The 26,899-nt window shown below is 45.4% G+C and carries 23 protein-coding genes; 11 read left to right on the top strand and 12 right to left on the bottom strand.

The genetic code is table 11. The annotated features are described in order from the left end of the window. Nucleotides 1-13: 13 nt before the first annotated feature. The 4 genes from IPJ71_06215 to IPJ71_06200 all read right to left on the bottom strand — a co-directional run bounded on the left by IPJ71_06215 (nucleotide 14) and on the right by IPJ71_06200 (nucleotide 5,233). Nucleotides 14-2,458, bottom strand: coding sequence for a hypothetical protein (locus IPJ71_06215; protein ID MBK7843280.1), 2,445 nt, complete (start codon nucleotides 2,456-2,458; stop codon nucleotides 14-16). 247 nt (nucleotides 2,459-2,705) lie between these two features. After that, nucleotides 2,706-3,059, bottom strand: a complete 354-nt coding sequence (locus tag IPJ71_06210) for a winged helix-turn-helix transcriptional regulator (GenBank protein MBK7843279.1) — start codon at nucleotides 3,057-3,059, stop codon at nucleotides 2,706-2,708. A gap of 524 nt (nucleotides 3,060-3,583) precedes the next feature. Then, nucleotides 3,584-3,910: an iron-sulfur cluster assembly accessory protein gene (locus IPJ71_06205; GenBank protein MBK7843278.1), complete on the bottom strand. Its 327-nt coding sequence runs from the start codon at nucleotides 3,908-3,910 to the stop codon at nucleotides 3,584-3,586. 141 nt (nucleotides 3,911-4,051) lie between these two features. Beyond that, nucleotides 4,052-5,233 carry a cysteine desulfurase gene (locus IPJ71_06200; GenBank protein MBK7843277.1) on the bottom strand — a complete coding sequence of 394 codons (1,182 nt, stop codon included), beginning with the start codon at nucleotides 5,231-5,233 and terminating at the stop codon, nucleotides 4,052-4,054. A 94-nt stretch (nucleotides 5,234-5,327) separates the two neighbouring features. Between IPJ71_06200 and IPJ71_06195 the strand changes: the two genes are divergently transcribed. The 3 genes from IPJ71_06195 to IPJ71_06185 all read left to right on the top strand — a co-directional run bounded on the left by IPJ71_06195 (nucleotide 5,328) and on the right by IPJ71_06185 (nucleotide 9,796). Beyond that, nucleotides 5,328-7,559, top strand: coding sequence for a vitamin B12-dependent ribonucleotide reductase (locus IPJ71_06195; GenBank protein ID MBK7843276.1), 2,232 nt, complete (start codon nucleotides 5,328-5,330; stop codon nucleotides 7,557-7,559). A gap of 98 nt (nucleotides 7,560-7,657) precedes the next feature. Further along, a complete protein-coding gene (locus tag IPJ71_06190; GenBank protein MBK7843275.1) occupies nucleotides 7,658-8,803 on the top strand; it encodes an acyl-CoA dehydrogenase family protein in 1,146 nt (381 codons plus the stop codon). A 186-nt stretch (nucleotides 8,804-8,989) separates the two neighbouring features. Further along, entirely contained in the window at nucleotides 8,990-9,796 is an 807-nt protein-coding gene (locus IPJ71_06185; protein ID MBK7843274.1) for a hypothetical protein, read from the top strand. A gap of 77 nt (nucleotides 9,797-9,873) precedes the next feature. Here the strand turns inward: IPJ71_06185 and IPJ71_06180 are convergent, their stop codons facing one another. The 5 genes from IPJ71_06180 to IPJ71_06160 all read right to left on the bottom strand — a co-directional run bounded on the left by IPJ71_06180 (nucleotide 9,874) and on the right by IPJ71_06160 (nucleotide 15,342). After that, on the bottom strand, nucleotides 9,874-10,428 hold the full coding sequence (locus IPJ71_06180; GenBank protein ID MBK7843273.1) for a hypothetical protein: 555 nt from the start codon (nucleotides 10,426-10,428) through the stop codon (nucleotides 9,874-9,876). Nucleotides 10,429-10,797: 369 nt separating this feature from the next. Next, nucleotides 10,798-11,778 carry a hypothetical protein gene (locus IPJ71_06175; GenBank protein MBK7843272.1) on the bottom strand — a complete coding sequence of 327 codons (981 nt, stop codon included), beginning with the start codon at nucleotides 11,776-11,778 and terminating at the stop codon, nucleotides 10,798-10,800. 343 nt (nucleotides 11,779-12,121) lie between these two features. Beyond that, complete coding sequence (locus IPJ71_06170; GenBank protein MBK7843271.1) at nucleotides 12,122-12,835, bottom strand: DUF4097 family beta strand repeat protein; 714 nt, start codon at nucleotides 12,833-12,835, stop codon at nucleotides 12,122-12,124. Nucleotides 12,836-13,065: 230 nt separating this feature from the next. Next, nucleotides 13,066-14,448 carry an AarF/ABC1/UbiB kinase family protein gene (locus tag IPJ71_06165; GenBank protein MBK7843270.1) on the bottom strand — a complete coding sequence of 461 codons (1,383 nt, stop codon included), beginning with the start codon at nucleotides 14,446-14,448 and terminating at the stop codon, nucleotides 13,066-13,068. A gap of 6 nt (nucleotides 14,449-14,454) precedes the next feature. Further along, on the bottom strand, nucleotides 14,455-15,342 hold the full coding sequence (locus IPJ71_06160) for a glycosyltransferase (protein ID MBK7843269.1): 888 nt from the start codon (nucleotides 15,340-15,342) through the stop codon (nucleotides 14,455-14,457). A 148-nt stretch (nucleotides 15,343-15,490) separates the two neighbouring features. Between IPJ71_06160 and IPJ71_06155 the strand changes: the two genes are divergently transcribed. Further along, nucleotides 15,491-16,252, top strand: coding sequence for an RNA methyltransferase (locus tag IPJ71_06155; GenBank protein MBK7843268.1), 762 nt, complete (start codon nucleotides 15,491-15,493; stop codon nucleotides 16,250-16,252). A 56-nt stretch (nucleotides 16,253-16,308) separates the two neighbouring features. On the opposite strand, the gene IPJ71_06150 is transcribed toward IPJ71_06155, so the two are convergent. Continuing rightward, nucleotides 16,309-16,878, bottom strand: coding sequence for a DUF2799 domain-containing protein (locus IPJ71_06150; protein MBK7843267.1), 570 nt, complete (start codon nucleotides 16,876-16,878; stop codon nucleotides 16,309-16,311). Between the two features lie 161 nt (nucleotides 16,879-17,039). On the opposite strand from IPJ71_06150, the gene queF reads away from it, so the two are divergent. Beyond that, nucleotides 17,040-17,426, top strand: a complete 387-nt coding sequence (queF, locus tag IPJ71_06145; GenBank protein ID MBK7843266.1) for an NADPH-dependent 7-cyano-7-deazaguanine reductase QueF — start codon at nucleotides 17,040-17,042, stop codon at nucleotides 17,424-17,426. Next, the gene (locus IPJ71_06140; protein MBK7843265.1) at nucleotides 17,413-18,603 is read left to right on the top strand and encodes a hypothetical protein; all 1,191 of its coding nucleotides are present in this window, start codon (nucleotides 17,413-17,415) and stop codon (nucleotides 18,601-18,603) included. Before queF ends, IPJ71_06140 begins: the two co-directional genes overlap by 14 nt. Nucleotides 18,604-18,662: 59 nt before the next feature. Here IPJ71_06140 and ptsG read toward each other — a convergent pair whose 3' ends face one another. Together ptsG and ptsP are read right to left on the bottom strand one after the other, a co-directional pair. Then, nucleotides 18,663-20,396 (bottom strand): PTS glucose transporter subunit IIBC, encoded by a 1,734-nt coding sequence (gene ptsG / locus IPJ71_06135; GenBank protein ID MBK7843264.1) that lies wholly within the window; start codon nucleotides 20,394-20,396, stop codon nucleotides 18,663-18,665. A 136-nt stretch (nucleotides 20,397-20,532) separates the two neighbouring features. After that, a complete protein-coding gene (gene ptsP / locus IPJ71_06130; GenBank protein MBK7843263.1) occupies nucleotides 20,533-23,097 on the bottom strand; it encodes a phosphoenolpyruvate--protein phosphotransferase in 2,565 nt (854 codons plus the stop codon). Nucleotides 23,098-23,297: 200 nt separating this feature from the next. On the opposite strand from ptsP, the gene IPJ71_06125 reads away from it, so the two are divergent. The 5 genes from IPJ71_06125 to IPJ71_06105 all read left to right on the top strand — a co-directional run bounded on the left by IPJ71_06125 (nucleotide 23,298) and on the right by IPJ71_06105 (nucleotide 26,871). After that, a complete protein-coding gene (locus tag IPJ71_06125) occupies nucleotides 23,298-23,831 on the top strand; it encodes an NYN domain-containing protein (GenBank protein ID MBK7843262.1) in 534 nt (177 codons plus the stop codon). Nucleotides 23,832-23,852: 21 nt separating this feature from the next. Next, entirely contained in the window at nucleotides 23,853-24,107 is a 255-nt protein-coding gene (locus tag IPJ71_06120; protein ID MBK7843261.1) for a hypothetical protein, read from the top strand. A 56-nt stretch (nucleotides 24,108-24,163) separates the two neighbouring features. Beyond that, nucleotides 24,164-24,616, top strand: coding sequence for a hypothetical protein (locus IPJ71_06115; protein ID MBK7843260.1), 453 nt, complete (start codon nucleotides 24,164-24,166; stop codon nucleotides 24,614-24,616). A gap of 322 nt (nucleotides 24,617-24,938) precedes the next feature. Next, nucleotides 24,939-26,174, top strand: a complete 1,236-nt coding sequence (locus IPJ71_06110; protein ID MBK7843259.1) for a hypothetical protein — start codon at nucleotides 24,939-24,941, stop codon at nucleotides 26,172-26,174. A 265-nt stretch (nucleotides 26,175-26,439) separates the two neighbouring features. After that, nucleotides 26,440-26,871 (top strand): hypothetical protein, encoded by a 432-nt coding sequence (locus IPJ71_06105; GenBank protein MBK7843258.1) that lies wholly within the window; start codon nucleotides 26,440-26,442, stop codon nucleotides 26,869-26,871. The last annotated feature ends 28 nt before the right edge of the window (nucleotides 26,872-26,899 follow it).

The following is a 26,899-nucleotide window of genomic DNA, read 5'->3' as shown; positions in this document are numbered from 1 at the left end:
GGTGTCTGTATCATTAGGGCGCTATCTTAAACATCCGTGACCTCAGCCTCTCCAATTCATCTCTTCCCGGTTCAAAAAAGGTCAAAGCGTTTTGAATATCGGTCATCACGTCATACATTTCGCGAGTTCTCTGAAACACTTTCCTTGTCTCCGCTAAATGGTTCTCATTGGCCTTCACAAATTGTCTCATGGTATTAGGCCTCAAAGGTCCCTCTGTACCTTGTGAATTGAATTCATCGAGGACGCTCGCTAACTGTCTTGATAAGTTCTCAATTTGAGTTGTTGATTGCATAGTTTCAGCCAAGTGGTCTAATACCCGACGGAATTCGGATACATCAATTTCCGAGACTTTCCTTTCCCAGGGGCGATTGAGGATATTTATTCGGTGAACTATTCCGTTATCAATGTCCATTGCCCATCGATAAACTTCGTTTAGTTGATCGCGGATGCGACCAATCCCACTTTGTAGGACTGTAGACAAATCAAAGGCAACCTGGTTAAATCTATGAATTTCTCTCACAGAATCGACCGATGATTCAGGATCAGAGTCCCTGCTCTTCGTCAGTTTAAAGCAGGAGATCCCCACTTCCCTTAGGCTGGCCAAGAGTTCATTACCCTTTATCAGAATAGGAGATATAGAATCTGCCCTTTTGAAATCATGAGAGATTTTAGGATACACAGGGGAATTTCCGTTGGGTGGTGACAATCTCAATGGAGACCTTTTGCCCTTCGAAGCATCAGAGATAAACAAGACATGATTAAAGGGCCAAGGAGCTTCTTGAGAGAGTCTTTTCAGAAATTCGATTATCCGATCCCACCTAATCTTGACCCGTGGAACAGACGAGTTCGCTGAAGGGGCAGATGATCGATTCACTCTCGTCGATCCTATTGCGGCCATTTCCTTTTCGGTAGCACCAACATCCAAAATTGCACTTGTTGGGACTGGTCTCAGAATTCCCAAGGTTTCCCTCAGAGCCTCAAAACCAAAAATGGCCCGACCTTCTTCAAGAGAAAGCTCCTGACCGTTTTGCTCATCCCCATCGACCCTTCTTAAAAGATGAAATGATTGGGGCATGCGCTTTCCCAGGTTTTCCGGCTGAGATTGATATTCATGGTTACTTCGAAAAATGAGAGAAGAAATGATTAAAGTTCTTGCTAAATGTATGGGCAAGCCTGACACAATGACAGCATCATGATTCGTTGCAGTGACTGTTAGCTCGTCTTTGACAGCAATTTCAAAATCGGAATTTTTCAAAAATAACTTATCTAATAATTCATCTAAGGTCACTCGATGAGTTGGACCAGATGAGGGTAAAAAGTCCAACATCAAATCTACTTGCTCAGATACCTCGGAATTACTTAAAAGCATCTGTTCGAGAAGCTTCAACCAGACCAAAGAAAAATTCGATTTTGCTTCTTCGGCGCCAAACTGAGGATTATATCTACTAAAAGTGTGGTTAGGCTGAACTAGGCTTCCAAAGAGGCCAAATTCGATTTGCATGAAAAATAAAGTGATCAGTGGGTGCGTTTTGTGATTCAAAAGGGCAGGCTGAAGGACACCCTCAATAAGAAGATGAACGCCCGGCAGGTGGTCTGGCACTCGAGAACTTGGTTTAGACGATTTCGCTGCAACCTCGACAGGTGCCATCTTATATGGCAAGGGTCTCCTCACCTGAAAATAATCTGATCTAGAATAAATACCATAAATCAGCATCATGGTCTCAGCGACGACCTTTGGCCCCCTGTGCGCCTGAAGGAGATCCGTTAGCAGGTTCTCAAAGGAACTGACATCAAATCGACTTTCATCCATCGGAATATCTGATTGATCATTATACCTTCCAAAGTAGTCCAGATGCGGTTTAGCATCACGATGTTGAAGGTATTCGTCAAACTGCCGATAGGTTCTGAGAATCAGTTTGATGAAAGCGGGTTGCTGGAGCCATTGTATCTGACGAACAATGAAATCAATGATAACCGGATTACTTTCAAAAAAATGAGCCGCAAGGCGCAGGTGACGTCGACTTTGGTCGGATCCGACAAACTTATTTTCCCACCTCGCAAGATAGGCCAGGTTATAGAAGATCACTTTGAGCTTTTGGGCCACCGTAAATTGAGGAGAGCCTAAGAGGTTGTCAATATCTTCAGAGTAATTTTTAAATCGCTCAAGTAATTCAGCTACCTCGTTTTCTGAGATCTGTCGATTGTAGGCGAATTCTTGATCAATTCTCTCAAACCAATCTCTAAATCCGTTGGAATTGACAAACCTAAGGATAGGATAGGTCAATATCTGACGACACCCTGCTTTGGCTTCAGCGACTGGTATTTGATCAAGACTCCGAGCATTTAAAACTAAGCTATTAGAACCAGCTGCATAAGGAAGGAAAGTAAAAATCGGCACACAAAAAATAAGCATGGAGAGAGCCCGCTGAACGATCAAGAAAAAGTTTAATGTCCACACGTTACGCTCCTTGTCAAAAGCCGGAAAGTAGCAAAGCCACTGGTCTTAAGCAAGTCAGATTAGAACCTGCCCCAAGACATCTAATCTGTGATGTAAAAGTTACCGTTTATGTATAATTTCTTTGAGAGGCCAGAAGGGAAGCAAACCCACATCTGCTCCCAAGGAATCTGCGGACTTAGCTCAAAACCAAGCGGCTTCCTTTGGGGAACTCTATTCAGCAATTGTAGTCGAATCTGATATTTTGTCTTTATCGGGCATACGATCCTCCTAGAGTTTTGCCACGACTACGTCCGCGTCTACGAACAAGATAAAAGTCTTTGTACTGATCTTTTGACATACTTGTTTCGATATATTTTTCTAGCAATTCACGAAGCTCATTTTTAATAGGAGAGCGGGGATTAAAATAGTAAATGATTTGATTTCCCATTGGACGGCTGGACAGGATACCCGCACTTTCTAGTTTGACCAATTGAAGGTAAATTTGCGTTTTTGAAACCTTAAAAGCATCAGAAATTTCTTTTGCGGTCCCTTCTTCATATCGAGCGAGAAACATAAGGGCTTGCGTTGCTGTTAAATTACCAAATAATTTTGCTATTTCCACATCAATGCTCCTGGATCAAGTGTACATTGAAATCGGTATAAAGTTAATATCAATTAATATTAATATTATATTGATTAATATTGAAATGATATCATTTATCGTTTAACTAATTGTATAATATATAATATTTAACAGGGGGGTGTTGACCTCAAAATCACTCCATTTGATCTTATAGATAATATATGAAGTATCGATACCTAGTGTATTGAACGGAATGCCCCTTCGAGAACCCAATATTTCCCACCCCAAAGTTCAGTTCAGGAGGAAGGGTTTCGATCATCTTATTCGTCTGGACCAGCTAGAAATATCCGAAAGCGAAAGACAAATGGCACGAAGCCTTTTGCCGCCACTCTTGAAATGGCTACATGCTGCAAAAAATGAATATCAAACAAACTAAGGAATTGAAACGGGAAGAAGAACGGAGTGGCTATCGCACCTATTTTGGCTGTACTGAAGTAGGTTGAAGTGATTCAAAAATTCTGTGGGCCTACTTCAGCAATAAGATGTCCCACCAAAACCGCTATTTATACTCCAAACGAAGTGCCGCATCCACAGGTCTTCGTGGCGTTTGGATTATTGAATACAAAGCCCTTGCCATTTAGTCCACCGCTGTAGTCAAGGCTGAGGCCCACTAGATAAAGCAGACTTTCACCATCGACGATGATCTTTTCATTAAAATACTCAAATACTTTGTCTCCATTGGCGACCTGCTCATCAAAATCCATCTTGTAAGAAAAACCAGAGCAACCACCCTTCTTCACTTTTACGCGAAGCATGGCCTGCTCCTTAGCTCCGTCTTCGCTTCTCAATTGAGCAATCCGCTTTGCTGCATTTTCTGTTACTGTTATCATAAGCATCACCATCCTGCGGGAAAAGGCCCCTCTTCTGTTGGGCTAACTAATAAGGCAAATTATAGCATATATGATTTGGGAGTGGCCAGAAGTAAAGCTACACCAGTGAACCCGCCCATGAGCTACCCATAAATCTACTGATTAAGCTATTGAAATCTGGCGATTTTTAACCACCATCTCGACTATCTTATCGATTGCGAGTTCGATATCTGCGAATGTGGTCAGGCGGCCCAAACCAAGACGCACTGTTGCTCGAGCCAATTGGTCGGAGTGCCCGATCGCTTTGAGGACATGGCTCGGAGAGGAGGTTCCTGAAGCGCAGGCCGAACCGGCACTGAGGGCGAGTCCATTTAATCCAAGGGCAAATATGTCGGCGGATAGGCCTCTAAATGAAAAACTGACATTGGTCGCAAGCCTTTCTGTGGGGTGACCATTGAGAGAGGCTTCGGGGAGTTGGTTGAGCACACCGCTGATCAGATGCTTTTGAAGTACCTTTAGACGCTCAGATTCTGCACCCATACCGCTTAGGGCGAGCTCAGTCGCGGCACCGAGGCCAACGATGCCCGGGACGTTGAGAGTGCCAGGGCGAATTCCATGCTCTTGGGTTCCTCCACTCAGGAGAGGGAGAAGTTCAACAGTGGGGTTCTTAGATCGCACAAAAAGAACCCCCACTCCCTTGGGGCCGTAAATTTTATGACCAGAGAGACTTAAAAGATCAATGGCCATGTCCTCAACATGAATGGGGAGCTTTCCAAAGGATTGGGCGCAGTCCGAGTGAAACAAGATATTTTGCGATTTCGCCCACTGTCCAATTTCGGCAATTGGATTGATGGTTCCAATTTCATTATTTGCCATCATGACAGAGATCAGGCGTGTGTTTGGTTTGACTGCCCTTTGGATACTTTTGAGGGAGACCTGTCCAAAGCGATCGGGATCAACAAGTGTCACCTCAGCTCCAAAGCGTGTTTGAGCAAATCGATAAACTTCGAGAACAGACTTATGCTCAACCTGGCTTGTGATGAAGTGGGGTGCCGAGTCGTTCTGATCGCCTCGTCTTGTGGCAAGGCCAAGTATGGCCAGATTGTTACTTTCAGTAGCCCCGCTTGTAAAATAAATCTCTTTGGGTTGGCAATGGAGGGCTAAGGCAATCTGCTCACGAGCTTTTTCTACGGCCATGTTTGCGGACCATCCATAAGAATGGCTCAAACTCGCCGGGTTTCCGAACTCTTCAGTGAAATAGGGCCTCATGGCCTCGAAAGCCAAAGGGTGCAAAGGGGTCGTCGCATTATAATCAAAATAGATGGGTCTTTTCGTTGTCTTCATTGAGATTTCATCCAAAAATCAAAGGGCAATGCCAATCCAGCGAAGACATATCGCATTATTGAGTCCAAGGTCACTCAATTATAGAGTCTTTGGAATGAGTGATCAATCAGGCCGTGAATGGGCAAAAGGATTAAATTTTTCACGTTATTTTACCCAACAGGGGCGTGATCCTTATTATGCCAATGTTACCTGGGAACAAAGAGATAGCTTGATCCATGACAGTCAAGGCCGAGTTCTTTTTCACCAGACGGGGGTCACTGTGCCCAAGTTTTGGAGTCAAATGGCCACCGACATTGCCGCATCCAAATATTTTCGCCAACGTGATGTGCCTCGCTCCATTTGTCCAGAAGGAAAAGAGACCTCCGTTATTCACATGTTTGAACGAGTTGTGACGACTCTTCTCTTCGAAGGAGAAAAGCAAAACCTGTGGGAGAGCGATGACTCTGCTCAGATTTTTGCCGATGAACTTCGCCACCTGCTTGTTCATCAGTTCGGATCATTTAACAGTCCCGTTTGGTTCAATTGTGGCTTGAGTCATTGTTATGGAATCAAGTCTCAAATGAAGACTTGGTATTGGGATGATGATTTGGGATGCGTAAAAGAAGGAGAGGATGCTTTTCTGCGTCCGCAATCTTCGGCTTGTTTTATTCTGAGCGTGAAGGACGATCTGACAAGTATTTTTGAATTGGCTCTCAAGGAGGCCCGAATTTTCAAATACGGTTCTGGTTCTGGTACCAATTTTTCGACCTTGCGGGGCAAGCAAGAGGAACTTGCTGGTGGAGGTTTCAGTTCTGGATTACTTGCGTTTTTAGACGTCCTTGATCGTGGCGCCGCAGCGACAAAATCTGGCGGGGTAACAAGACGAGCGGCTAAGATGGTTTGTTTGGACGTGGATCACCCAGAAATATTGGATTTTATTCGTTGGAAATATCGGGAAGAAGAAAAGGCCAGAGGACTTTTGAAAGCCGGATTTTCAGGAGGCCTTGACGGAGAGGTTTACCACACCATCAGTGGGCAAAATTCGAACAATTCAATGCGGGTCACAGATTCTTTTATGGAAGCGGTTCTCAACAAGGGGCATTGGGAGACGAAATCTCGAACCACGGGCGAAGTGATTGAAATTTTTGAGGCCCAAGATATTTGGGATGAGATTCTGAAAGCAATCTGGCATTGTGGTGATCCTGGTATTCAATTCGATTCGACCATTCAAAGCTGGCACACGGTTCCTGCGAGCGGTCCGATTCGAGCGAGCAATCCCTGCTCCGAGTTTATGTTTCTGGATGATTCTGGCTGCAACTTGGCCTCTCTCAATTTGGCGAGATTTTTCAATGAGGCGACTGGCGTATTTGACTTGGAAGGTCTGAGATCGGCGGTTCGCGTGTTCATTACTGCCCAAGAGATATGGGTGGGTTATTCAAGTTATCCAACGCCTGAAATTGTAATAAATAGTCAAGATTTTCGCCCACTGGGTTTGGGTTTTGCAAATCTTGGTGGATTGCTCATGCGCATGGGACTCGCTTATGATTCGAAGGAAGGGCGCTCTTGGGCAGGAGCAATTGCGGCTTGGATACAAGCAGAAGCTCTTTCGACGAGCGTGAACCTAGCCGAAGTTAGGGGAGCCTTTGTTGGATACAGTAAAAATAGAATGCCTGTGCTCAATGTGATTTCTCGACATCAGGAAGCAGCAGAGAAATTGCTCAAGTCACCGATTCTTCCAAAAAATATGAGAGAGGGTCTGAGCGAAAAGTTCTCTTTAATTTTGGAGAAGGCAAAGAGGGTGGGGATCCGCAATGCTCAGGTGACAGCAGTCGCTCCCACGGGTACTATCGGGCTACTCATGGATTGCGATACAACCGGAATTGAACCTGAGTATGCCTTGGTCAAAATGAAAACTCTTGCGGGAGGAGGAGCCGTTCGCCAAGTCAATCAAGCTTTGCCCGTTGCGCTGAGAAGGCTCGGTTACAGCACGATTCAGTCTCAGGAGATCTTAGACTATGTTCTTAAATTTGGTCACCTGGGACAGGCTCCCATTTTAAAATCGGAACACACAAAAATTTTCGAATGTGCAAGTTTTGTAAAGGGGGAATTGGGTTTGCGTCCGGAAGCTCATCTGGAAATGATGGAGGCCGTTCAGCCCTTTGTCAGTGGAGCGATATCAAAGACAGTGAATCTTCCTGAATGGGCGACGACCGAGGATATTGGCCGACTTTTGCTTATGGCTTGGAAAAAAGGATTAAAGGCCATTTCCATTTATCGAGATGGGAGCAAATTTGTTCAGCCCTTATGTCCGTTTGTTTGTATTGACCCCAAAAGCTCCTCACACTAGTATTTGACGCCAATCAACCGAGGGAGAATAAGGTGTCAGATCATTTAAGTTCAGAGCTTTCCAAATTCGATCTGTTTAATCCAACGCAAGAACACAGCATGCTCAGACAGATGGTCAGAGAATTCGCCCAGAAAGAGGTGGAGCCTCAAGCCTTGGAGCACGATCGAAAGGAGCTTTTTAATCTCAGTCTTTTTCGCAAGCTTGGTGAATTAGGTCTTTTGGGAATTACAGTTGATGAAAAATTTGGTGGTTCTGGTCAGGATCCCTTGGCTGCCGCAATTGTCCATGAAGAGCTGTCTGCTTCTGATCCGGGATTTACTCTGGCCTATCTGGCTCATGCCATGCTTTGTGTGAATAATCTGGCTCAAAACGGATCTAAAGAACAGTCAGAGAAATACCTGCCCAAGCTTTGCTCGGGTGAGTGGGTGGGGTGCATGGCGATGTCAGAACCACACGTCGGAACGGATGTTATGGGAATGCTCACCACCGCAGAACGGCGCGGGAATGAATACATTATCAATGGACGAAAGATGTGGATCACAAATGGGACTCTTGATGAAGAGAGAACCCCAGCTGACGTGGTGTTACTCTACGCCAAAACGGGTGAGAAAAACGGCAGAGCTCTTTTGTCCACATTCATTGTCGATAAAACACATTCTGGCTATAGCGTCGGACAAAAAATAAAAGACAAAACAGGCATGCGCGCATCCAATACGGCAGAGTTGGTTTTTCAGGATTGTCGCGTTCCCGTGTCTGCATTGATCGGCTCTGAAGGGGATTCAATGCTTCATATGATGAAGAATCTGGAACTTGAGCGACTCACTTTGGCCGCGATGAGCCTCGGAATTGGCAGAAGGAGTCTTGAGGTGATGAATAAATACGCGAGAGAACGAGAAGCATTTGGAAAATCCCTCAATTTTTTTGGCCAGATTCAAAAATATATTGGTGATTCCTATGCTGAGTATATGGCCGCTAAAACTTACGTCTACAATACCGCTCGGATGATGGACATTTCCTCCCACGGGCATCGTCTGGATTCTGATGGAGTTAAACTCGTGGCGACAACGATGGGTAAAAATCTAGCAGACAGAGCGATGCAGGTTTTGGGTGGTTATGGTTATGTCGGTGAGTATGTCGTCGAACGCCTCTGGCGGGATGCTAAGCTCCTCGAAATCGGAGGGGGCACTCTGGAGGCGCATCAAAAGAATATTACCCGGGATTTGGCGAAACTGGAAACCACATAAGGAAATGAGGCGAGTATTTGGGTCTTTCTCTGCAGGCCTAGGCGCTGGTTAGCGGACCTGCTTCTGGAAATACTGGGAGAAATTACATTGAGATTCACCATGCGAGATACTCCTTGACTTTGAAAACAGCCAGATAGACACATGGCGGCATTCTGCCGCCTGACGAGGTGTGCAAAGGAGAAGATCATGAGAATTTGTATTATTCTATCGCTTTTGTGCCTGATTCCAGGTGCTGTTTTTGCGTCAACGGGGGCTTCTGAAGGCTGCATTGAACACCTCCCCAGGCAGGCTCACGCAAGTAGCCATAATTTTGAGATCGCAGTTGATTTTGACAAGGACCTCTATCCTGTCTCTGGCGAGGGCCTGAGGTTGATAGCAAGGAAGTTGATGAATGAAATCCAGGCCCCTTACTTGGCGCATATTAACGGTGCACCCTTTAACTTGGAAACTGCCAAAATTGCAGATCAAAAGATCAGGTGTGTGCAAATAGCTGAGGCCAAAAACGTGTTTTTGTGTATGTCCTATCATCACGAAATTCTCAACGGCACGATGTGGAGATTTTCCATTTTTTCAGAGGGATTTTCAACTGTCAAAAAACAAACGGTTGTCTCCCATGATCACCCGGCTGGAAAGTACATTCAGGCTTTCATAGGGGGGTTTAATACTCCGGGAGCAGAACTGATAGGATTTTTTACGACGGTCAAAGACTCTGACTTAAGTGCTCAGGAACGTGCTTTTAAGAAAGCAGTCTATGATCGCATTATTGAGCGCATTGGTGGCCCCTCTGAAGAGTTTTATGTTGTATCAATTCCTATGACGGGCCCTGGAACTATGACATTTTTTGATACGGCTTCTCATGAGTTGTTGCATGCTCAGCATAGGATGACTCCTGCTTATAAGAAATACGAAGGTGTTAATTTTGTCGAAAAATACCGAACCTTACTTGTAAAAAAACTGACTCAAGCTGGTATTAAATTTATTGAACTCAAGTGATCTTGAAATCAGAAGGAGTATCAACTCGCGGGTCGACCAGTGCCCAGGTTTTTTATTTGATGCATTCGCAAAAAGGCCTAGTCGCAGGCCGGTAAAAGTGCAATCGCTTTTTTGGCCAAGTCCTGAAATTCCTTTTCGACTTCAGGATCGCAGAAAAAATTGATCGGCTGCTGACAGATCGGATTGCCTGCGAGAAAGAGAGGTAAAACCTCTCCAGAGGGCACAACTGCTTCTGCCATTGGTATCATCATTGCGAGGCATGCCACCTGTTCGCTGTTTTGCGGAGCTCCAAACCGGATTCTGCAGATCTCTGATTCAGATAGGAACTGTTGGAGCGATTCCTTCAGTCCCCTTGGCACCGGCGCTTGTCCGCTGAATTCTTTCCCGGGACAAGCGAGATGATAGCTTGCGACTCCGGAGTCAAAATCTAATTCAGCCTCAGAATATCCTTCGGAGATGGAGCTAGAAAGCCCTGCTGATGTGAGGTGAATGGCCTTTACTGTTCCTAAAACACCTAAACTTTCCCTGACAAGCGAGCCTGCGGTTTCCGTTGAAGAATCAGGAGCATTGCAACTGGCAATTCCAGCCGCAAGTCCCAAAATGATAAAGAGGTGAGCGATCGATGTCTCCATACCTGATTGAAAATGCAACTCTCATTCCAGTCTCCGTGGCTTATATTGATTAACAGAGTGGACACTTGTCTAACGAAAGAACATGAGCAATTGCTAGACGCTATGAACGGTTCTGTAACATTGGCCCGACCAGACCAAATAAATTGGTTCTAAGTCCACAACTAATTGGTTAAGGCTTTTTGTCGAGCGTGCGGTAGAGCTGAGAGTGGGGTGTCACTCCTGGCACTCTCAACACCCAAGGAAATTGGATATTAAAGACAACTCGGGCCAGGCTCAATTTCTCATTCAGAGATAAATGGGAGAAATATTCTTTAATTTGTTCAGGTTCAATTTTCTTACTGTCCTTGATATTCGGGAAAGCGGCTTTCTCTATGCTTCCGGTGTTTCCCTAACCAGGATTTCTTGCTTGAAAAGTAAGGCCTCCCACAAACTCAAAAAATCCTGATAAGTAAAAATGAGCCGGGAGAAATTATGGAGATGTGGCTGCCATATTTCCTGCAAGAGGGCCTGATCCAAATTTAAACTAAATTGATTAATTCCCTTAAGAGTGATGCCTCGGCGATTTGTTAGCATTTCGTAAGCCGCGAGGACCTGTTGCTGAGTTCCGGGGCTGACCATCTCCAGTGCGGTCAATAATTTAGATGGCTCCATATCATCGGGACCCACCCACCCACGCTGAGCATATTCTTTCTTAAGAAAAAATTTAAAGGTGCCGTATTCGCCACCTTGAGCTGAGTCCTCGAACTCCATGGTGAAGAAGACATTGTCGCCAGATCGTATCGCTCTATTGAATGGATGAATACTATTGCCGGGCATGGGAAAACCTAGGTTTGTTATCTTGGTGGCACTGAGAACATTTGTTGTGATGTCTCCAGAAGTCCTTCTGGCATGGATAATTCGTGCGGCGGATTCTAAGGAAGGCCGATTATCCATGCCCTTTGGGAGATCAAAAATCTTTCTCATGGCAGCTAGATTAAACCTACTTAAAGAGGAAAGCGTTTCATAAGGATCAGCGTCAGTGTGCTGAACCCCCAGATTCTCCAGAGTTCTAGCGAGTGAGGCTCTCTGAATGTGAGCAATTTGATCAGGATCATTGAACCGCATTAATATTTTTTCAATTTCTCGTCCTACTTCATCCTGGGAGCTGCCGTGCTCGATAGCTATGGATTTTAAAAGCGAAGCTGGGGTTTTGACCATTCCATTGGCTAAAGCCGTATAGAGGGGAAATCGGGCCGCAATCTCTGATGCATCCAATTCGAGCGTTGATGATGCCGAGGGAATTAAGCTATTGCGACAATTGTGGGCACCGACAGAGCTGAAACTAGCAAAAATGGCGACTGTTAGTGTCAAAATTATTAACCGATTTAGTTGTACCAGCTTCAAGGCGTTCTCCACAATGCTCTCCTGCCCTTTTATGCTCATTTACCGAGCAAAGGCTATGCCATGATTTCGCAGCAGATTTGGGTGGAGTGCATTCCGCTTTTGTAGGGGCTAGAGTTGGCTCGTTCTCTAGAAGTGAACGAGACCAGTTTCATGGAGGATTGGAAGAAGCAAAAGGAGTTTGCCCAGCGATCGGACCCTGGCTGAAAATTCAGGGGCTTTATGTCCGCATTGAGCAAAAAAATCTCGGCGCGACATATTTCTCAGCCTATGGGGGAGTCACTTCTGCGAAGCAGACAGCGCCAGACAATAATCATTGCTTTTTAATGTGCAAATTGCCTGAGCCAGCCTTCATAGAAATTTTGAATTTACTGTCAGGAGTGTCACCAAGTTCGTTAATCAACTCTCCGCTACCAGCCATGAATGAAGCTCGGATCTTTGCGTTTTTTGGAAAAACAATTTCAGCTCCACCACTTCCAGTTTTGATGTCCAATTCACCTAGAGAAGGAGCTACATCATAGACAAGATTTATTTCTCCACTGCCTGTCTTGAGGTTTCCACCAGCGGTCAGACCTTTAATAGATACATCGCCGCTGCCAGTTTTTCCTTCAAGTTTTTTTACTTCTGCGTCTACATCAATATCACCGCTTCCAATATTGAAATTGAGATCGCCCGAGGTTCCTTTGACTTTGATATCACCGCTGCCTGAATCCAGGTCCAGCATTGCAGTTTTTGGTGCGGTGATGTCGAAATCAACTTCGCAATCATCCTTAAACACGCCTGTTTTTTCGACTCCTACAAAGAGGGTTCTGCCCTTTTTATCGATTGTCAGTTGACAGTGCTCACCAAACTGCTTTTTGGTCGCAGTCACAGCGGCTTTCCCTGAATTAACGGCAGTGATGCTAATATCGCCGCTACAGTTATTGACTTCAACTTCTGAAATGCCACCTAGATCAAATTCCTTCGAATCGGCATTTGCTAGGCTGGACAATCCCAGCGCGATCATTGCGACTATTAATGTTTTCACGACAACCCCTTTTTTTTTGTTTACCACCTGTCGGTGGGAGACCTAAAAATATAGATCAGGAAAGTTCAGCAATCCGGAATTTGGCGCACTTTGAATGACGAGTTCCGAAATGCTTACAAACTCCACTGTTTCATAGTGCCTGAATGAAATTCTTCGGGTCAAGACCCAGGGCGCTTTCGAACTTTCCTCTGCTTCTTTGAGGTTTCCAAGGTGGACGATTCACAGATGACTCAGAGGTAACGGGACACAAGCGGTCGGGCATTGAGAACAGCATTGAGATTGCTTAGAAAGGTAAAAGTACCGCCCAGTTTGCGATCAATGAAGATCACTTCCTGGGGAGGTGTTCTAAATTGAAATTGGGTCACCATTTGGGCTCCGAGTCGAGCAACCCTCTGGGGTAAATCACTGATTCCCCAATTGTATTCTCCGCTCAGGTTCATGAAACTTTGCGAATTGCTGTTCCAGGATGGATCAATAAATGGTTCCGTAATGAGAAAACACAGATCAACAAAAAGTTGACGAAGCTGGGGTGGATCCTTGGGTTGAATAAATCCGAGAGCACTTCCTCCCGCAAGAACATCGTCTGCGTTTCGATGTATGGCTCCACTTACCATGAGATGATAAGAGCTTTGAAAAGCCGGAGAGATTTCTCGGACAGCGCCAAAATCCAGAAGGACCAATATGGGATGTCCATTTTCAGACAATCTCAAACGATAATTTCCAAAATGTGGATCAGTCTGAATACGACCCCACTCAAACAATTCACACATGTAAACTTTTAAGAACAGCTCGGCAATTTTGTTTCGAACACTTTGCGGCCAAGACCTAACTTGGATGTCGTCGACCGGAAGGGAAGCAATAAATTCTGTTGTGAGCACCGATCCAGTAGAGAAATTCTCGTACACCTTCGGCACCTGAATATAGGGCTCGGATTCCAACTTTTGATGAAACCACTTTGTCGCCGCGAATTCCAAATTGTAATCAAGCTCTCTTGTGAGCATTTGCCGAATTTCATTCATGATGGGCTGGCTTTGAAAGCCCGTAGGAAAGATATCGGTGATCTGGAAGATAACTCGTAAAAAAGAGAGGTCTGTTTCGATAGCCCGATCAACCCCGGGATACTGGATCTTGAGAGCTACTTCTTCTCCAGTTGTCCGAATTTTTGCGCGATGAACCTGGCCAAGCGAAGCGGCGGCCCAGGCCGTTGGATCGATTTCCAAAAGATCGAGTTTTTCCCGTCCCAATTCTCGCTCTAAAACTTTTTCAATTTCACTCCATTCCAGCGGAGTGGATTCAGACTGCAAAGTTTTTAGAAATTCGTTTACTTCGGGTGGTAAAAAATGTTCACCGTAGGTCGAGAGAAGTTGGCCTGCCTTCATAACGGAGCCTTTCAATTGGCCCAGTTCCTTAGTTAATAGAGAGGCCTGCGCGCCAAGGTATCTTCTTAAAGATTCTGGATCACCTTTTTCATGAATCCAATTCGGAGTCCATTTTCCCAAGGAATGTCCGACAGCTCGTACGCTCAATTTGGCAGTGAGTTTTGCTAGCTTGAAACCACGATCAAGGACGTTGCTCGGAACACGTTTCAGGGAAGGCGGTGGTTTGAATTCCATTGATCGCTAATCTAGCACCGACTCGGTATCAAGAAAAGGACTGTCGAGAAATTCCTGGGCCACGACGCGAAAATGTTGCATTTCTTCGTAATTTTTCCAATTCTTGTGCTTTTCGTAACCCCTCAGCAAAATGGAAGCTTTGGAAACAAGGCATTGGGCGACCTGCCTTTTTTCAGGTTCAGTGATATATGCGCTTCTTAGATATGGAAAGAGGGCTTTCGTTCGCCAGTAATCCATGGCTTTGAACTTTCCTGAGAGTTGATCATCGTGTCCTCCGTATTTAATAATCAGAGGCTCTTCCAGAAAATTCACATTGAACTGCGAAGTTATTCTGAGCCATAACTCGTAGTCCTCACAGACGGGAAAATCTTCACGAAAAAGTCCCACCTCATTGAAAATGCTCCGATGAATCATCACTGTGGAGGGGGAGATCAGACACAATGGCACACACTTGCTAAATATTCGACCGCCGAATTTTTTGTGTTGTCTGCAAGGATTGACCCGGCGGCCATGGCGGACCCAAATCTCCTCACCGTGAAGAATCAAATCTTGAGAGCCTGACTGCGCGACCTTGATTTGCATTGAAAGCTTTTCGGGTAGCCATTCATCATCAGAATCCAGAAAGGCCAGCCATTCTCCCCAAGATCGTTCAATTCCGGTATTACGGGCCCGGCTCACTCCGCCTCGGTTAATTCGTATGTATCGAGCTTTTCCGTTCGAAATGAGATCTTTCTGGTGGTGATGAATCCAATCCTCAGTTCCGTCAGTGGATCCGTCATCTACAATAATAAGTTCCCAATGAGGGTAGGACTGATTTCTAATAGAATCAATGGCTCTGGGGAGAGTGTGAAGCCGATTGTATGTCGGAATAATGACGCTGATCACATTTTTCAATGGTTTCTCCCTCATTTTTCAGTATTAATGCGAGCCGTGACCAAAGGCTACGGGCCATAAGGTCTTCCGGCAATAATTAATATGGGTGAACAGAACAGAACACAAGAAAACAGAATAGAGCGGAAGTCTCGAGGTGAAGGACTCAAAATTGAGCTTAGCAGAAGAGGAAGAACTTGAAGACGTGGTCACTCGTTCGGTAAGAAGGACTTTCTTTGAATCAGAGCCTTTTCTGATTGGGGGGGCGCCTTACACGGCTGCTGAACTCTGGCAGATCTTAGGTTCCCGACTCACTGTCGAACGCCAACAGAGAATATTGGAAGTCTGTCGAAGACGTTCCCAGGCCTTGGTTCCAGTGCTCGAGAACATCTATGACCGCGGAAATATCAGCGCTGTCATGAGATCTGCCGAGGCTTTTGGATTCTATCGCTTTCAGATCATCGATGTAGCCAATGCAAAATTTAAGGCAGCCAATCGAGTGACAAAAGGTTCTGACAAATGGTTGCAAGTGGAGCCATTTTCAGATGTCGAGTCTTGCGTTCAGAGGCTGAAGGGGCGGGGGTATAAAATCTATGCCACTCACCTGGAGGCGAGCGTATCGATAGAAGAGATAGACTTCACCCAACCCTCAGCGGTTGTTTTTGGCAACGAGAAAGAGGGGGTGAGCAAACAGATGCTTGATCTTGTGGACGGCCGATTTGTACTTCCAATGCTGGGCTTTTCCCAAAGCTTTAATATCTCAGTGGCTGCTTCTTTAACTTTTTCTTATGTTCACTATGCCCAAAAAAAGGCCCAAGGCGGGCCAGCATTTCTTAGCGAAAGAGAACAGCAAATACTGGCCGCAAACTATGCCTTACGAAGCTTTGATAATCCAGAGGCCTTACTCAAAGAGTTAAAGACACGAGAAAAATAGAATGAAACTTGAAGACAGGGGCAGGGCATTGGCAAAGTCAAAGCAGAATCGAGGACTTACCCCCCAATGGACGACCGAAGCTCCTCAAGTGATTTTTCATTTTGCGCTCTCGAATTTTTCATGGACCTTATTTGTTCGCGTAGTTGAGCTCTCTGTTGAACAGCACTCGGTCGCATCTCTCTGATGCGCGCCAAGAGGGATTCAATATTTTTGTTGAGGTTTTTATTTGCGATCTCGAGTTGGTAGACTCTTCGTCCAATGCGATAGTGGGAAACGAAATCGACTTCTGTATCGACAGGGCAAACGTAAAAATAGAATTGGCCTGTGCGCCCGATTTCAAAGCCGTTGTTTGGTTGGCAATATTCTGCTAAACCCGCATTTCGACCATTCAGATACAGATTTTCACGACTCTTATCAGGTTCCATCTGGCATTCGGAAAGCCGCTTATCATATTTGCCTACCGGTTCTCCCTGGGTTCCATCCTGACGGCCCAATTCCCACCAGTCCGAATTTGCACAGGCCTCTCGATCAAGTCCGTTCCTGTCATTTAGAATGGCACAAGAGAGACCCCCTAAGAAAAGTGGAAACAACAGAACCAAGATATTCAAGAGATTTGTACGGACCACGCTTGACCTCATGCATCAATTAAATTAGAAAAGAGCTGATTAAAATGCAACCTAAATACCCATTTAGGCAAAATATTTCTCACATGTCTGGAAATTGGGTGTGAGTTTGAAAAAGATATCCTTTGGCGAGGATGCCGCCATTCATTGAGAGGACATAAAAGATGAACGGGAAAGACGCGAAGTTGTACGGAGAATTGGCCATTGAAGAAGCGTGTTTGGAGAGATTTGAAAATAGGACTCCAGTGAGGCGCTATGAAATCGATTTTACTTGCCCCGAATTTACTTGTCTTTGTCCTCGTAGCGGATTTCCGGATTTTGCTGTTATCCATATTCGCTACGTACCTGATAAATTTTGCGTCGAACTCAAGTCTCTCAAGCTCTATATCAATAGCTTTCGTAATAAGAAGGTTTTCCATGAAGATGTGACGAACCTAATTTTAGACGATCTCATCGTTCTTCTGGATCCCTTCGAAATTGAAGTCAAGGGCGACTTTAATGTTCGAGGAAACATCAAAACAATCGTAACGGCCAAACATGCCAAGACTTGATTTTTTCAAATCTATAAACGTGCTTGGGGGTCGGTTTTCAAAACTTGGCTGCTTGTTTGTTGCCGGTTCAATTTCTGTTTCTGTTACTTTTTCTATCCCATTTTCATTCGCGAGCGGTGGTGATAGAACCCCCGACGATAAGCTTCCAAGCTCATGTGTCAGTCTTGTTTCTCGGCCAACCCCAGGGGAGAAGCAGAACGTCTTGCCCGCACCAATATTGCATCGCTTGGAAGGGCTCGTCCTGAATCTTGATCCTCAGGTCAAGACTTTGAGGAGATACACCCATATCGGAAGCGAGGACCAGGAGGACCTGGTAGATGAAATAATGGAAGACTCAAGTCAGGCAGATGACCTTGTTGGATCCGCAGATAGAGCTGCAATTGAAATTATAAATGCCTTGCGTGAGCATCCCAATGCTGTGGATTCGGTCAGGTGGTTAAATGAAGTCACGGATTATTTCATTTTGAAATATACTTTGTGGCAGGTAACGGGAAAGCGAAATGAGCGTTTGGCGGGTCTCTCCGACGAAAAAATCGGACAAAAAAGGCAATCTTATCCAGAAGTCTATATATCACTCGTAGAAATTTTGATCAATCAGATTGAGAAAAGGGGCTTTAGCCGTGAGTTGAGTCGCAATCAGCTTGTAGCCGATCTTGCGCTGTTTGCGATGGGGCTGGGTATTAAAAAAAATGAGCGCGATTACGGGTTTGCAGTTAATGGCTTTCTGGTCAGGCGCTTTAGAGAATCTCAAGAAAGAGCCTTTGTCTTGTTAACTGAAAAGGCCCCATCTGAGATCGGTCGACCTGACCTTTTGAATTTTAGGGAACTCTTGTTATTTGGGTCCAAATGGATAGTCGCTGTTCAAAGTGAATTGGAGGATATTCAAAATAAAGGCGGAGTTCCAGACGATCTTGAATTGCAGGAAAGGGACAGGCACGCATTCGTGGCTAACACCTTGGTCAATTATTATTTCAATCAGGGGCACACAACTGATCAGGTTCTGGCAGAATTCGTTAAGTTTCATTCTTTAAGGGAAGCGGATCTTGAACTTTCTATGCAGAGCTATTGGAATTTTGCCGTTCATCTCAATATTGTTAGCTCTGAGGATATCGCTTTATCTTTGGTGCTAAACGAAAGACGTCTCATTCCCGAACTCAGTCGATACAAGGAAAAGTAAAACAAGCTCACATGAGATCATCATGCGAGCTTCTGAAAAAAAACTTAAAATTAATCTCTTCAGTTGAAAACTAGGGCCTTCATTTTGTCTGCAACTTGGGGAGCATCTTGTCCCACCACCAAGTGAAGCAGATCATCCTGCAAATTCATAACGCCACGCAATCCGCTTTTATCCAAAGCTTCTTCGTTGAGAAATGATTTATCCTTGAGTGAAAGGCGCAACCTATTTCCAGCCACACATTCAATCGAAGATATATTTTCCTTGCCACCAAGGGCACCAATCCAGGCTTCAAATTTTTGGCCCTCGTTCAATGAGCCTGAGCCGTTGCTTGGTTTCTTCGCTTTGAGCCACTGTTCCATGTCAGTTTTTAGATTTTCGGAACGTGTTCCGAAAATGGCCTGAACTCCTTTGCCAACGACCACGACTCCTGTGGCTCCTAATTTTTTCAAAGCTGCCTGATTAACTTTGCTGATTTCGGAGACACCTACGCGCAGTCGAGTGATACAAGCGTCCAAAGACGAAATATTTTTAGCTCCACCAAAAGCGAAGACTAAGGACTCTGCCATTTTATCCTCTGTGCTGCTTGCCTGACTAGCCAGGTCTGCGTCTTCTTCTTCAATCTCTCGTCCGGGGGTGAGCAGATTAAACTTAACAATCGCATAGTGAAAGATCGAGTAGTAGAGAAGAGCCCAAGCCGCTCCGACGACCCAAATCCATAAGCCATTCGTAGATTTTGAAAAAAGAACGACGTAATCAATGAATCCATGAGAGAAGGTCATTCCGTGCTTAATACCCAGTAGAATCATGAGTAAGTAGGCACCGGAGCAAAGGACCGCGTGAATAAAATAGAGAATTGGAGCCAGAAACAAAAAAGTAAATTCAATAGGTTCGGTGATTCCAGTCAGAAATGAAGTGAGTGCTGCACTCAGCATAATGCTGCCGACTTTGACGCGATTTTCTGGACGAGCTGTTCTCCAAATTGCAATGGCCGCAGCAGGAAGTCCAAACATTTTAAAAAGGTAGCCACCCGCCATATTACCAGCGGTTGGATCACCAGCTAAATAGCGGTGAATTTCGCCCTTAACCACGGCTCCAGTTTGCGGATTTATGTACTCTCCGACCTCAAAAAAGAAGGGAACATTCCAGATATGGTGGAGACCAAACGGAATGAGAGCACGTTCAACAAAGCCGTAGAGCGAAAATGCAAATTCAGGACTTCCGCTAGCCGCAAAATCCGATGCTGCCTTAATGCCTAAACCAATCGGTGGCCAGATGAAGGCAAGAAGAACTCCGACCGCCACTGCAGCAAAAGATGTTGCAATCGGAACAAATCTTTTTCCCGAAAAAAATCCCAAATAGGAGGGCAGCTGAATGCGGTAATATCGATTAAAGAGCAGGCCTGCAATTAATCCAATGAGGATGCCGCCAAAAACGCCCGTATCGATAGAAGGCACTCCCATGATCATTTTAGTTTCAACCCCGATCGCTTTGGCAGTCACACCCATCGTTGCGACCAACACGGCAAACCCCACCACCGAAGCAAGTGCCGAAACACCATCATTCTCGGTATATCCAAGAGCGACGCCAACAGCAAAAATGAGTGGGAGATTTCCAAAGATAGCTCCACCGGCCTGTTCCATGATCTGAGAAACGATCATCGGAAGCCAATCAAAATGAGCCGCACCAATACCGAGTAACAAACCAGCTGCGGGAAGTACTGCCACTGGTAACATAAGCGCCTTTCCCAACTTTTGAAGTTGGGAAAAACCCTGCTCCCTTAATTCTTTTATCATATGATTAACCCTCTCTTTTAATTTTAAAATTAATTTTAAAATTAAAAATAAAATAATTATTATTAGCTGAACTATTGTCCTCAACTACTGCATGAACCAAATTTTTTAAACCAGTAGGCTCATCAGCCAACTGTTACTAGCAGCTCGAATTCCAACTTTTCACAAGATTTCGAACCGCAGTCGGATCAGCCATGTCCATGGCTCTCAGAGCAAGGTCTTTGCATTTTTCCAGATGGAGTCCTCTGATGAGGGCCTTCACTCCCGGTACGGATGGAAGACTCACACTCAATTCCTCAATGCCCAAGCCAAGCAAAATCGGGATTCCAAAGTCATCACCGGCCAAGCCTCCACAGACGCCCACTTCTATTCCGGCACGATGAGCTGCAAGGGAGGTTAGGTGAATCATCTTTAATACTGCAGGGTGCAGGGCGTCTACTTGTTTTGCGAGTGCCTGGTGATTTCTGTCCATGGCTAAGACATATTGAGTCAAATCGTTCGTGCCTATTGAAAAAAAGTCAACTTCTTTGGCCAGGTGATCGGCGATGAGGACAGCTGCGGGCACCTCAATCATGATTCCAACCGGAATCATTGGAATTTGAAGGGAGTCAGCCTCCTCTTGAATAATTCTCTTTGATTCCCGGACTTCTTCGAGGTTGGTGATCATGGGGATCATAAGACGTAAAGGGCCCCACTTTGAGGCTCTCAAGACAGCCCGAACCTGAGTTCGCAGGAGAGTTTGTTCTCTTAGCAACATACGAATGCCGCGCTCTCCAAGGAAGGGATTTTCTTCATCGGGCAAGGGACAATAGGTGAGAGGCTTATCACCTCCTACGTCTAAAGTGCGAATCGTTACCGGGCGCTCTGGTCCCATCTCCTTTGTCATGTGAGTATAAATCTGAAATTGCTCTTCTTCGGTGGGAGCATTTTCGCGGTTGAGAAAGAGGAATTCAGACCGCATAAGGCCAACACCCTCAGCACCTAAATTAGCTGCGTGATCGGCCTCTTCATGATTGGCAAAATTGGCCCAAACAGTGATTCTGTGATTGTCTGTAGTGAGAGCTGGCAGTTTGGCTTGAGCCTCTTCTTCGATTCGCCGATGGAGTTTGTTTTTGGTTTCTGTTTTGACTTGATCGAGGAGTTCTTGAGGAGGATTGAGCTGCAAATATCCATCATTGGCATTGAGTAAAACAGTGGTTCCATTCGTCAGCTGAAGGGCCCTAGGGTCAATGGCTGCGAGGGCTGGAATATCCAGGGACCGAGCCAGAATAGCCACGTGCGAAGTTGAGCCGCCGCGCCGAGTACAGAAGCCCAAGACACAGCTGCGGTCGAGAGATGCCGTGTCGGAAGGAGTCAGATCGTCGGCAATCAGAATTGAATTGGGCGGAATCTTTGGGAGGGAGAGACTCTCGCCCATCAATTGGCCGACCCATCGGCGATTGACATCGAGAAGATCATTCGCTCGAGCTGCGATGAGTTCATTGTTGGACATGGACAGACGGGTTGCTTCAGCTTGAATAACTTGATTCACCGCCCATGCGGCCGAGCGATTTAAATGAATTTGTTCTTCAATTGATTCAATAATTTGAGGATCATCCAAGATATCTTGGTGCGCTGTAAAAATGGCCGCTTGTGTAGATCCTGCCCTCTGTTTCATTTCGAACTCAAGCTCTTTCAGATCGCGACGGACTTTATTCATGGATTGATAAAGGGCTGAAGTTTCAACTTCTATTCCTCTGCCCTGTTCGTGTGGTTCGAGAGCTTCATGTTGAACCACCACGACTTGTCCAGCAGCTATTCCGGGGGCAGCGATAACGCCACCGAGTTGGTTCTCTTCGAGGCGAGAAGTTGAAGCCGTTTGTGGAGCTTTATTGTCAGCCGGCGCATGCACTTCTTTCAGCTCTCTTGTAACCCGAGCCAATTCTTCCAGTGCTTGTTTGGCATCAGGACCTGAGGCATGAAACTGAACCAGGGCGTTGCCGGGTATGGCAAGCTCCAAAATTTGCACCAGGGAGCGACAGTTGGCTTGCCGGTTTTCCCAGTGGATAGAAATCTCTCCCTCAAAGCGCTTCGCCGTCTGTAAAATCAAGGAGGCAGGCCTTGCGTGGATGCCCTCGCTGATCGGAATTTTCACCATCTCGGAGGTTAAATATTCGCCTTTTGTTTTTGAACTCTGGTAACTTAAGACTGGTACCGGACTATTTTTCGATTCATCTATGCGGACGACAAGAAATCCAGGAGCGCCGGCCTCAACAGGTCCAAATTGAACTTCAAAATCCCAAGATTGGGCGCCTGGCAAAAGAATCAAAGGAGAGATGAGGCTTTGGGCCTTTCTAGATATGACATCAGCATCAAAATTAACGAGGACATCCCCAGCCTTAACATGATCCCCTTTCTTGACATGAACCTTGAAGCCTTCTCCTTTCAGCTGCACAGTATCCAGCCCAATGTGGATCAAAGCCTCTAAACTTGTTGGACCATGTCGAAGGGTCAGGGCATGATGAGCGGGGTGAATTTGTATGACTTCACCATCAAAGGGTGCCAGCAAAAACTCACTGGTTGGATCGATAGCCAAACCATCGCCAACCATTTTTTGGGCAAACACTGGATCAGGAACTTCCTCAAGAGGAATGATAAATCCTGAAAATGGTGATTTAAAGACAAGAACCCCTTTTTGCTGTTCAGCATTAACAAGTGTATCCATTTACCCAACCCTTTTTGCTTGTGCTTCTCTATGCGGAAATATTATGCAGATGGCTGTTTAGCGGATAATGGGTGAGAAATAAAATAAAAAGATAACAAAATATGGGTAGCCTATATGGAAAGCTGTGTATAATGGCGGGTGATATCCTAATGCATTGCGCCTAAGCGGAATGGTTTCCACCCGATATGAAGGAGATGGCTTTGGCAGAACCGATCGAGACGATGGGCCCAAACACAAAGAGGCTTTGTTTTCAGCGCGTGGGGATTTTTGTCGATGCCGAAAATATTGAGCTGAGTGGCCTTAAGCATATGGAAGGGTTCACCAACTACAAGAAGATATTGGATAGCGTTGGTGACCGAGAAATTATTCGTATTTTGTACTATAAGCCTGAATACAAAGATATTTCGGCAGATTTCGAGTCTTTTTGGGCGAGCTTGGGTGGAGAGATTCGTCGACCTGCGAAGAATGCCGACACTTTTTTGGTTATTGATGCAGTGACAATGTCAGACAAAATGGACGTCGCGATTATCCTGGGAGGCGATAAGGATTTTTTGCCTTTGATTTGGTACCTTAAATCAAGGGGTTGTCGGACTGAGATTTGGTCGTGGCCACAGGCAACTTCAAAGGAAGTGATGGAGGCCGTCGACCGATACTACCCCTTGGATGAGGAATTTCTCCTTGATGATGAAAAGAAGAAAGGCCCACGTAAGAAACGGAACCAGTTAAAAGGTTAAAAGGAAAGATCGGTTGGAAAATTGGGCTGGATTGTGTATGAAGCCCTGGATCGTAGTCGGATTGGTCGTTTTGCACAGGGAATTGTGCTCGTTCTTTGCATAGTGGGAGAGAACGCATTTTGGATTGCGCTTGGTGAAGGTGTTTTTCGCGGTCTTACCTCACTCTCCCCACGCGGTTCTTTCTGTGGTGAGGTGGTCGATCAAGGTGTCGGGAAGTATTTGTTCAATTATAATGAGTCGATAGGGCTAAGTGCCTTGAACGATTTGAATTTTTGAGATAGATCTGACTGCTGTGGTTTCGTGGACTTGTGGATTTTTTTTAGGAGGTCAGCATGTTTAATTCAGTGGATCTGAATCAGGAGGAGAAAAAGAATTTCTCTTTAAAGGTGGTTCCTGATGCCGAGGTCGTGAGAGACGATGACCTTCATGCTTTAGACGAGATTGAAAATATTTTAGACTTGCGTGAGGAACAGTATCCCACATTTACTCTAGCCAAGAACAAAGCTCGCTTTCTGCGAATGCTTGCTTGGTACAAAGCAAAAGAAGAGTGGTTGGATGTTGCCCCAGTGAGTGGGGTGAGTAAGCTTTTCAAACAGCAAACCAAAGAGTTGGAAGGAATTCGTTCCAACAAGCTGGATTACGAGATGGAGCTTGAAACCGGTACATTGACGCCCAGTCAGTGCTCCTATCGTCGCGATGAACTCAAGATGTGTAAAGTTCAGGAAAAAATGGCTGTTCATTTGATTTCCAAGATGCAGATCAAGATAAAGTCTGGTCGTAGGTAACAGACTTTTTTCTTGGTTTGTTGCAAACAGTCCAGGTGTGAGAGGAGCTAGGGGGCGATTCCTTGGCTCTCGGATACGGGCTTATTTCTCAAATCCCGTAGTCTCTCGCATGTTAATTCATGCATTAGTATAAATGATAAATATAGGATTGATGTCATATAGGTAACTAATTGTGAAGCCTGTGTTTTTTTCATCGGCATCGAGTGCCTTCAGTACCCAGAGCGCTCTATCTCTGGCCTCCCTTTTGCAAACTTCCAATTCGGTTTTTTAGTTTCTGCTTTGTATCGATCTTTTTACCAATTTTTAATTTTAGGAGGAAGAGATGGCCGGCAAAAGCATTTTGAGGTTGGGTCCCATAGTGGCCGCGGCTCTAGCGGCGGTGTCAGTGATTGGCTGTAGCAAGTCCGTGCATAAGGATAAGGGACAGAAGACTTTTGATAAGGACCTCGTTGGGTACTGGGCTCCTGCTCCCAAAGAGGGAACTTCTCCCGAACAGGCCTCTGACGCTGAAGACGACTCTGACGTGCCTCCCGTCGTTAGGATTGATTCAAATGGCGATCTTTTTCAGTTCAATGGGGATACGGACGAATTCCAGAAATTTGGAGTTGTACAGGCGGACGGCGCGGTTCTTTTAACGCCGGAAGTTTTAAAGAGCAACGAGTCTGGTCCAATCTCAGTCGTATTAGCTAAAATAGATATCAATAGTATCAAGGCCGTTGAGACTGGTCCGGAGTCGTCGTGGTCAAACTCAGGAGAGCCACCGGTGGGCAGTCAGAAAAAGGTGGAGAAGGAATTTTATTATAAGAGATTCACGCCAGGCCAACTGGACGAATTCAAGGCGGCTTTAGCGGCGAGAACTCAAGCAATGAATCCAAAAAACACAGGTACGGTGGATGGCCCGAGTTCGGCTACTGCTGCTCCTGGTGCCTTTGATATGGATTTTGTGGGATATTGGGTGGTTGTGAATCCGTATGAAGCTCCTTACGAAATCCTGTCAGGGTCTGAGATTTCGGACGAAGCTCCTCTCTTTAGAATTGATCAGAACGGGCAATTCTTTGTTTATGAATCGTCTGTTGATGCTCATCACGGGATAAAGCCACTGTCTGGAGAGGATAAGAGTATCGGAGTCGTGCAGAAGAACGGCGAGATTTTTTTGAAACCGGAATTTTCTTGGACCAATTCTGTTGGTCTTATGGTTTTAATTAAAGATGATAGCGGTGAGATCCAAATTCGGTTTGTGAAATCTCAACTGGATTCAAACGGAGCAAAAACTGGTCGTCTTGACAATGAATTCCAGGTCCAGCCCTTAAAAAGACTCTCAGAAGATCAATTCAATAAGGCTGTTGAAAAGCGAACCAAGAAGAGCGCAGTAGGCGGCGAGACTGCTGAGGAGCCAGCAGAAGTTGTTGCGGTGGATGAAGAAGATTCGCAAGTAGAGTCAGCGGGAAACGAAGAGTTAGAGCCACCGCCAAGGATTCCAACCACCGAATGGATCGAGATTGACCCAAAAACTTGGGAAGCTCGTGTCGCCATGCCCGACTTTGTGTTTCTGCGATAGGAAAACCTGAAAGAGAACGCCTGTTCATCCCCATCGCGAATTCTTAGAATAGGATGGGGAGATTATTCAAGTTGAGGCGGCTTCGTTGACCAATACCTGGACAAATGCTGCCTCAAATTATTTCACTAAGTGTATCAAGGCCTTATGGCTTTTTGAGCCCTGGTAGGCATTTTTTTCCTTTATTTCTCAATGTGGGCCGCCGATAGGTACTCTGTGAGTCGATTTTTGACTTGCCTTGAGGCAATATACTGGGAGGTATAGGAGCATGGTACGTACAATGTGTATTCTTGTGTGTGACGAGCGTGAGACAACTGACAAGATGAAGTCCTTTGGACAGAGCAACGGTCTAACTGTTCAGGTTTATACGAATATGGAATGGCAGAAAGGAATGAGAGATGCTAGCTTTCTTCAGCAGCTTGCTGGAGAACTGCCATCATTGGCGATTGGTTCAAAGCCAATTGATGTGGGTGCGAAAATTCTTCCTTTCCCAGGTCCAGGTCAGCGCGTGGATCACAACGGAAAAGTACAAACAATCAATGAAATGGAAGCTCATGCAATTGAGAATGCCATTCATGAGTTCAATGGTAACTTAACTGAAGCAGCAAAGGCCTTGGGCATTGGCCGAGCCACCTTGTATCGTAAAGTAAAGCAATACAATATTGATCCGTCTGCTGCGAGACGGAGAAGAGTTGCTTAGACGAAAGGGTTTTGACCTTTCTCATATC

The organism is Bdellovibrionales bacterium, assembly GCA_016714165.1.
Taxonomy (GTDB): domain Bacteria; phylum Bdellovibrionota; class Bdellovibrionia; order Bdellovibrionales; family UBA1609; genus JADJVA01.
This window is presented reverse-complemented; position numbering and strand designations above follow the sequence as displayed.

Excerpts from the sequence above, each read along its gene's own strand:
- IPJ71_06105 (MBK7843258.1), top strand. The coding sequence starts at position 26,440 with ATGGTACGTACAATGTGTATTCTTGTGTGTGACGAGCGTGAGACAACT.
- IPJ71_06185 (MBK7843274.1), top strand. The coding sequence starts at position 8,990 with ATGAGAATTTGTATTATTCTATCGCTTTTGTGCCTGATTCCAGGTGCT.
- IPJ71_06200 (MBK7843277.1), bottom strand. The coding sequence starts at position 5,233 with ATGAAGACAACGAAAAGACCCATCTATTTTGATTATAATGCGACGACC.
- IPJ71_06180 (MBK7843273.1), bottom strand. The coding sequence starts at position 10,428 with ATGGAGACATCGATCGCTCACCTCTTTATCATTTTGGGACTTGCGGCT.
- IPJ71_06115 (MBK7843260.1), top strand. The coding sequence starts at position 24,164 with ATGTTTAATTCAGTGGATCTGAATCAGGAGGAGAAAAAGAATTTCTCT.
- IPJ71_06190 (MBK7843275.1), top strand. The coding sequence starts at position 7,658 with ATGCTCAGACAGATGGTCAGAGAATTCGCCCAGAAAGAGGTGGAGCCT.
- IPJ71_06195 (MBK7843276.1), top strand. The coding sequence starts at position 5,328 with ATGAGTGATCAATCAGGCCGTGAATGGGCAAAAGGATTAAATTTTTCA.
- IPJ71_06165 (MBK7843270.1), bottom strand. The coding sequence starts at position 14,448 with ATGGAATTCAAACCACCGCCTTCCCTGAAACGTGTTCCGAGCAACGTC.
- IPJ71_06110 (MBK7843259.1), top strand. The coding sequence starts at position 24,939 with ATGGCCGGCAAAAGCATTTTGAGGTTGGGTCCCATAGTGGCCGCGGCT.
- queF (MBK7843266.1), top strand. The coding sequence starts at position 17,040 with ATGAACGGGAAAGACGCGAAGTTGTACGGAGAATTGGCCATTGAAGAA.
- ptsG (MBK7843264.1), bottom strand. The coding sequence starts at position 20,396 with ATGATAAAAGAATTAAGGGAGCAGGGTTTTTCCCAACTTCAAAAGTTG.
- ptsP (MBK7843263.1), bottom strand. The coding sequence starts at position 23,097 with ATGGATACACTTGTTAATGCTGAACAGCAAAAAGGGGTTCTTGTCTTT.
- IPJ71_06205 (MBK7843278.1), bottom strand. The coding sequence starts at position 3,910 with ATGATAACAGTAACAGAAAATGCAGCAAAGCGGATTGCTCAATTGAGA.
- IPJ71_06140 (MBK7843265.1), top strand. The coding sequence starts at position 17,413 with ATGCCAAGACTTGATTTTTTCAAATCTATAAACGTGCTTGGGGGTCGG.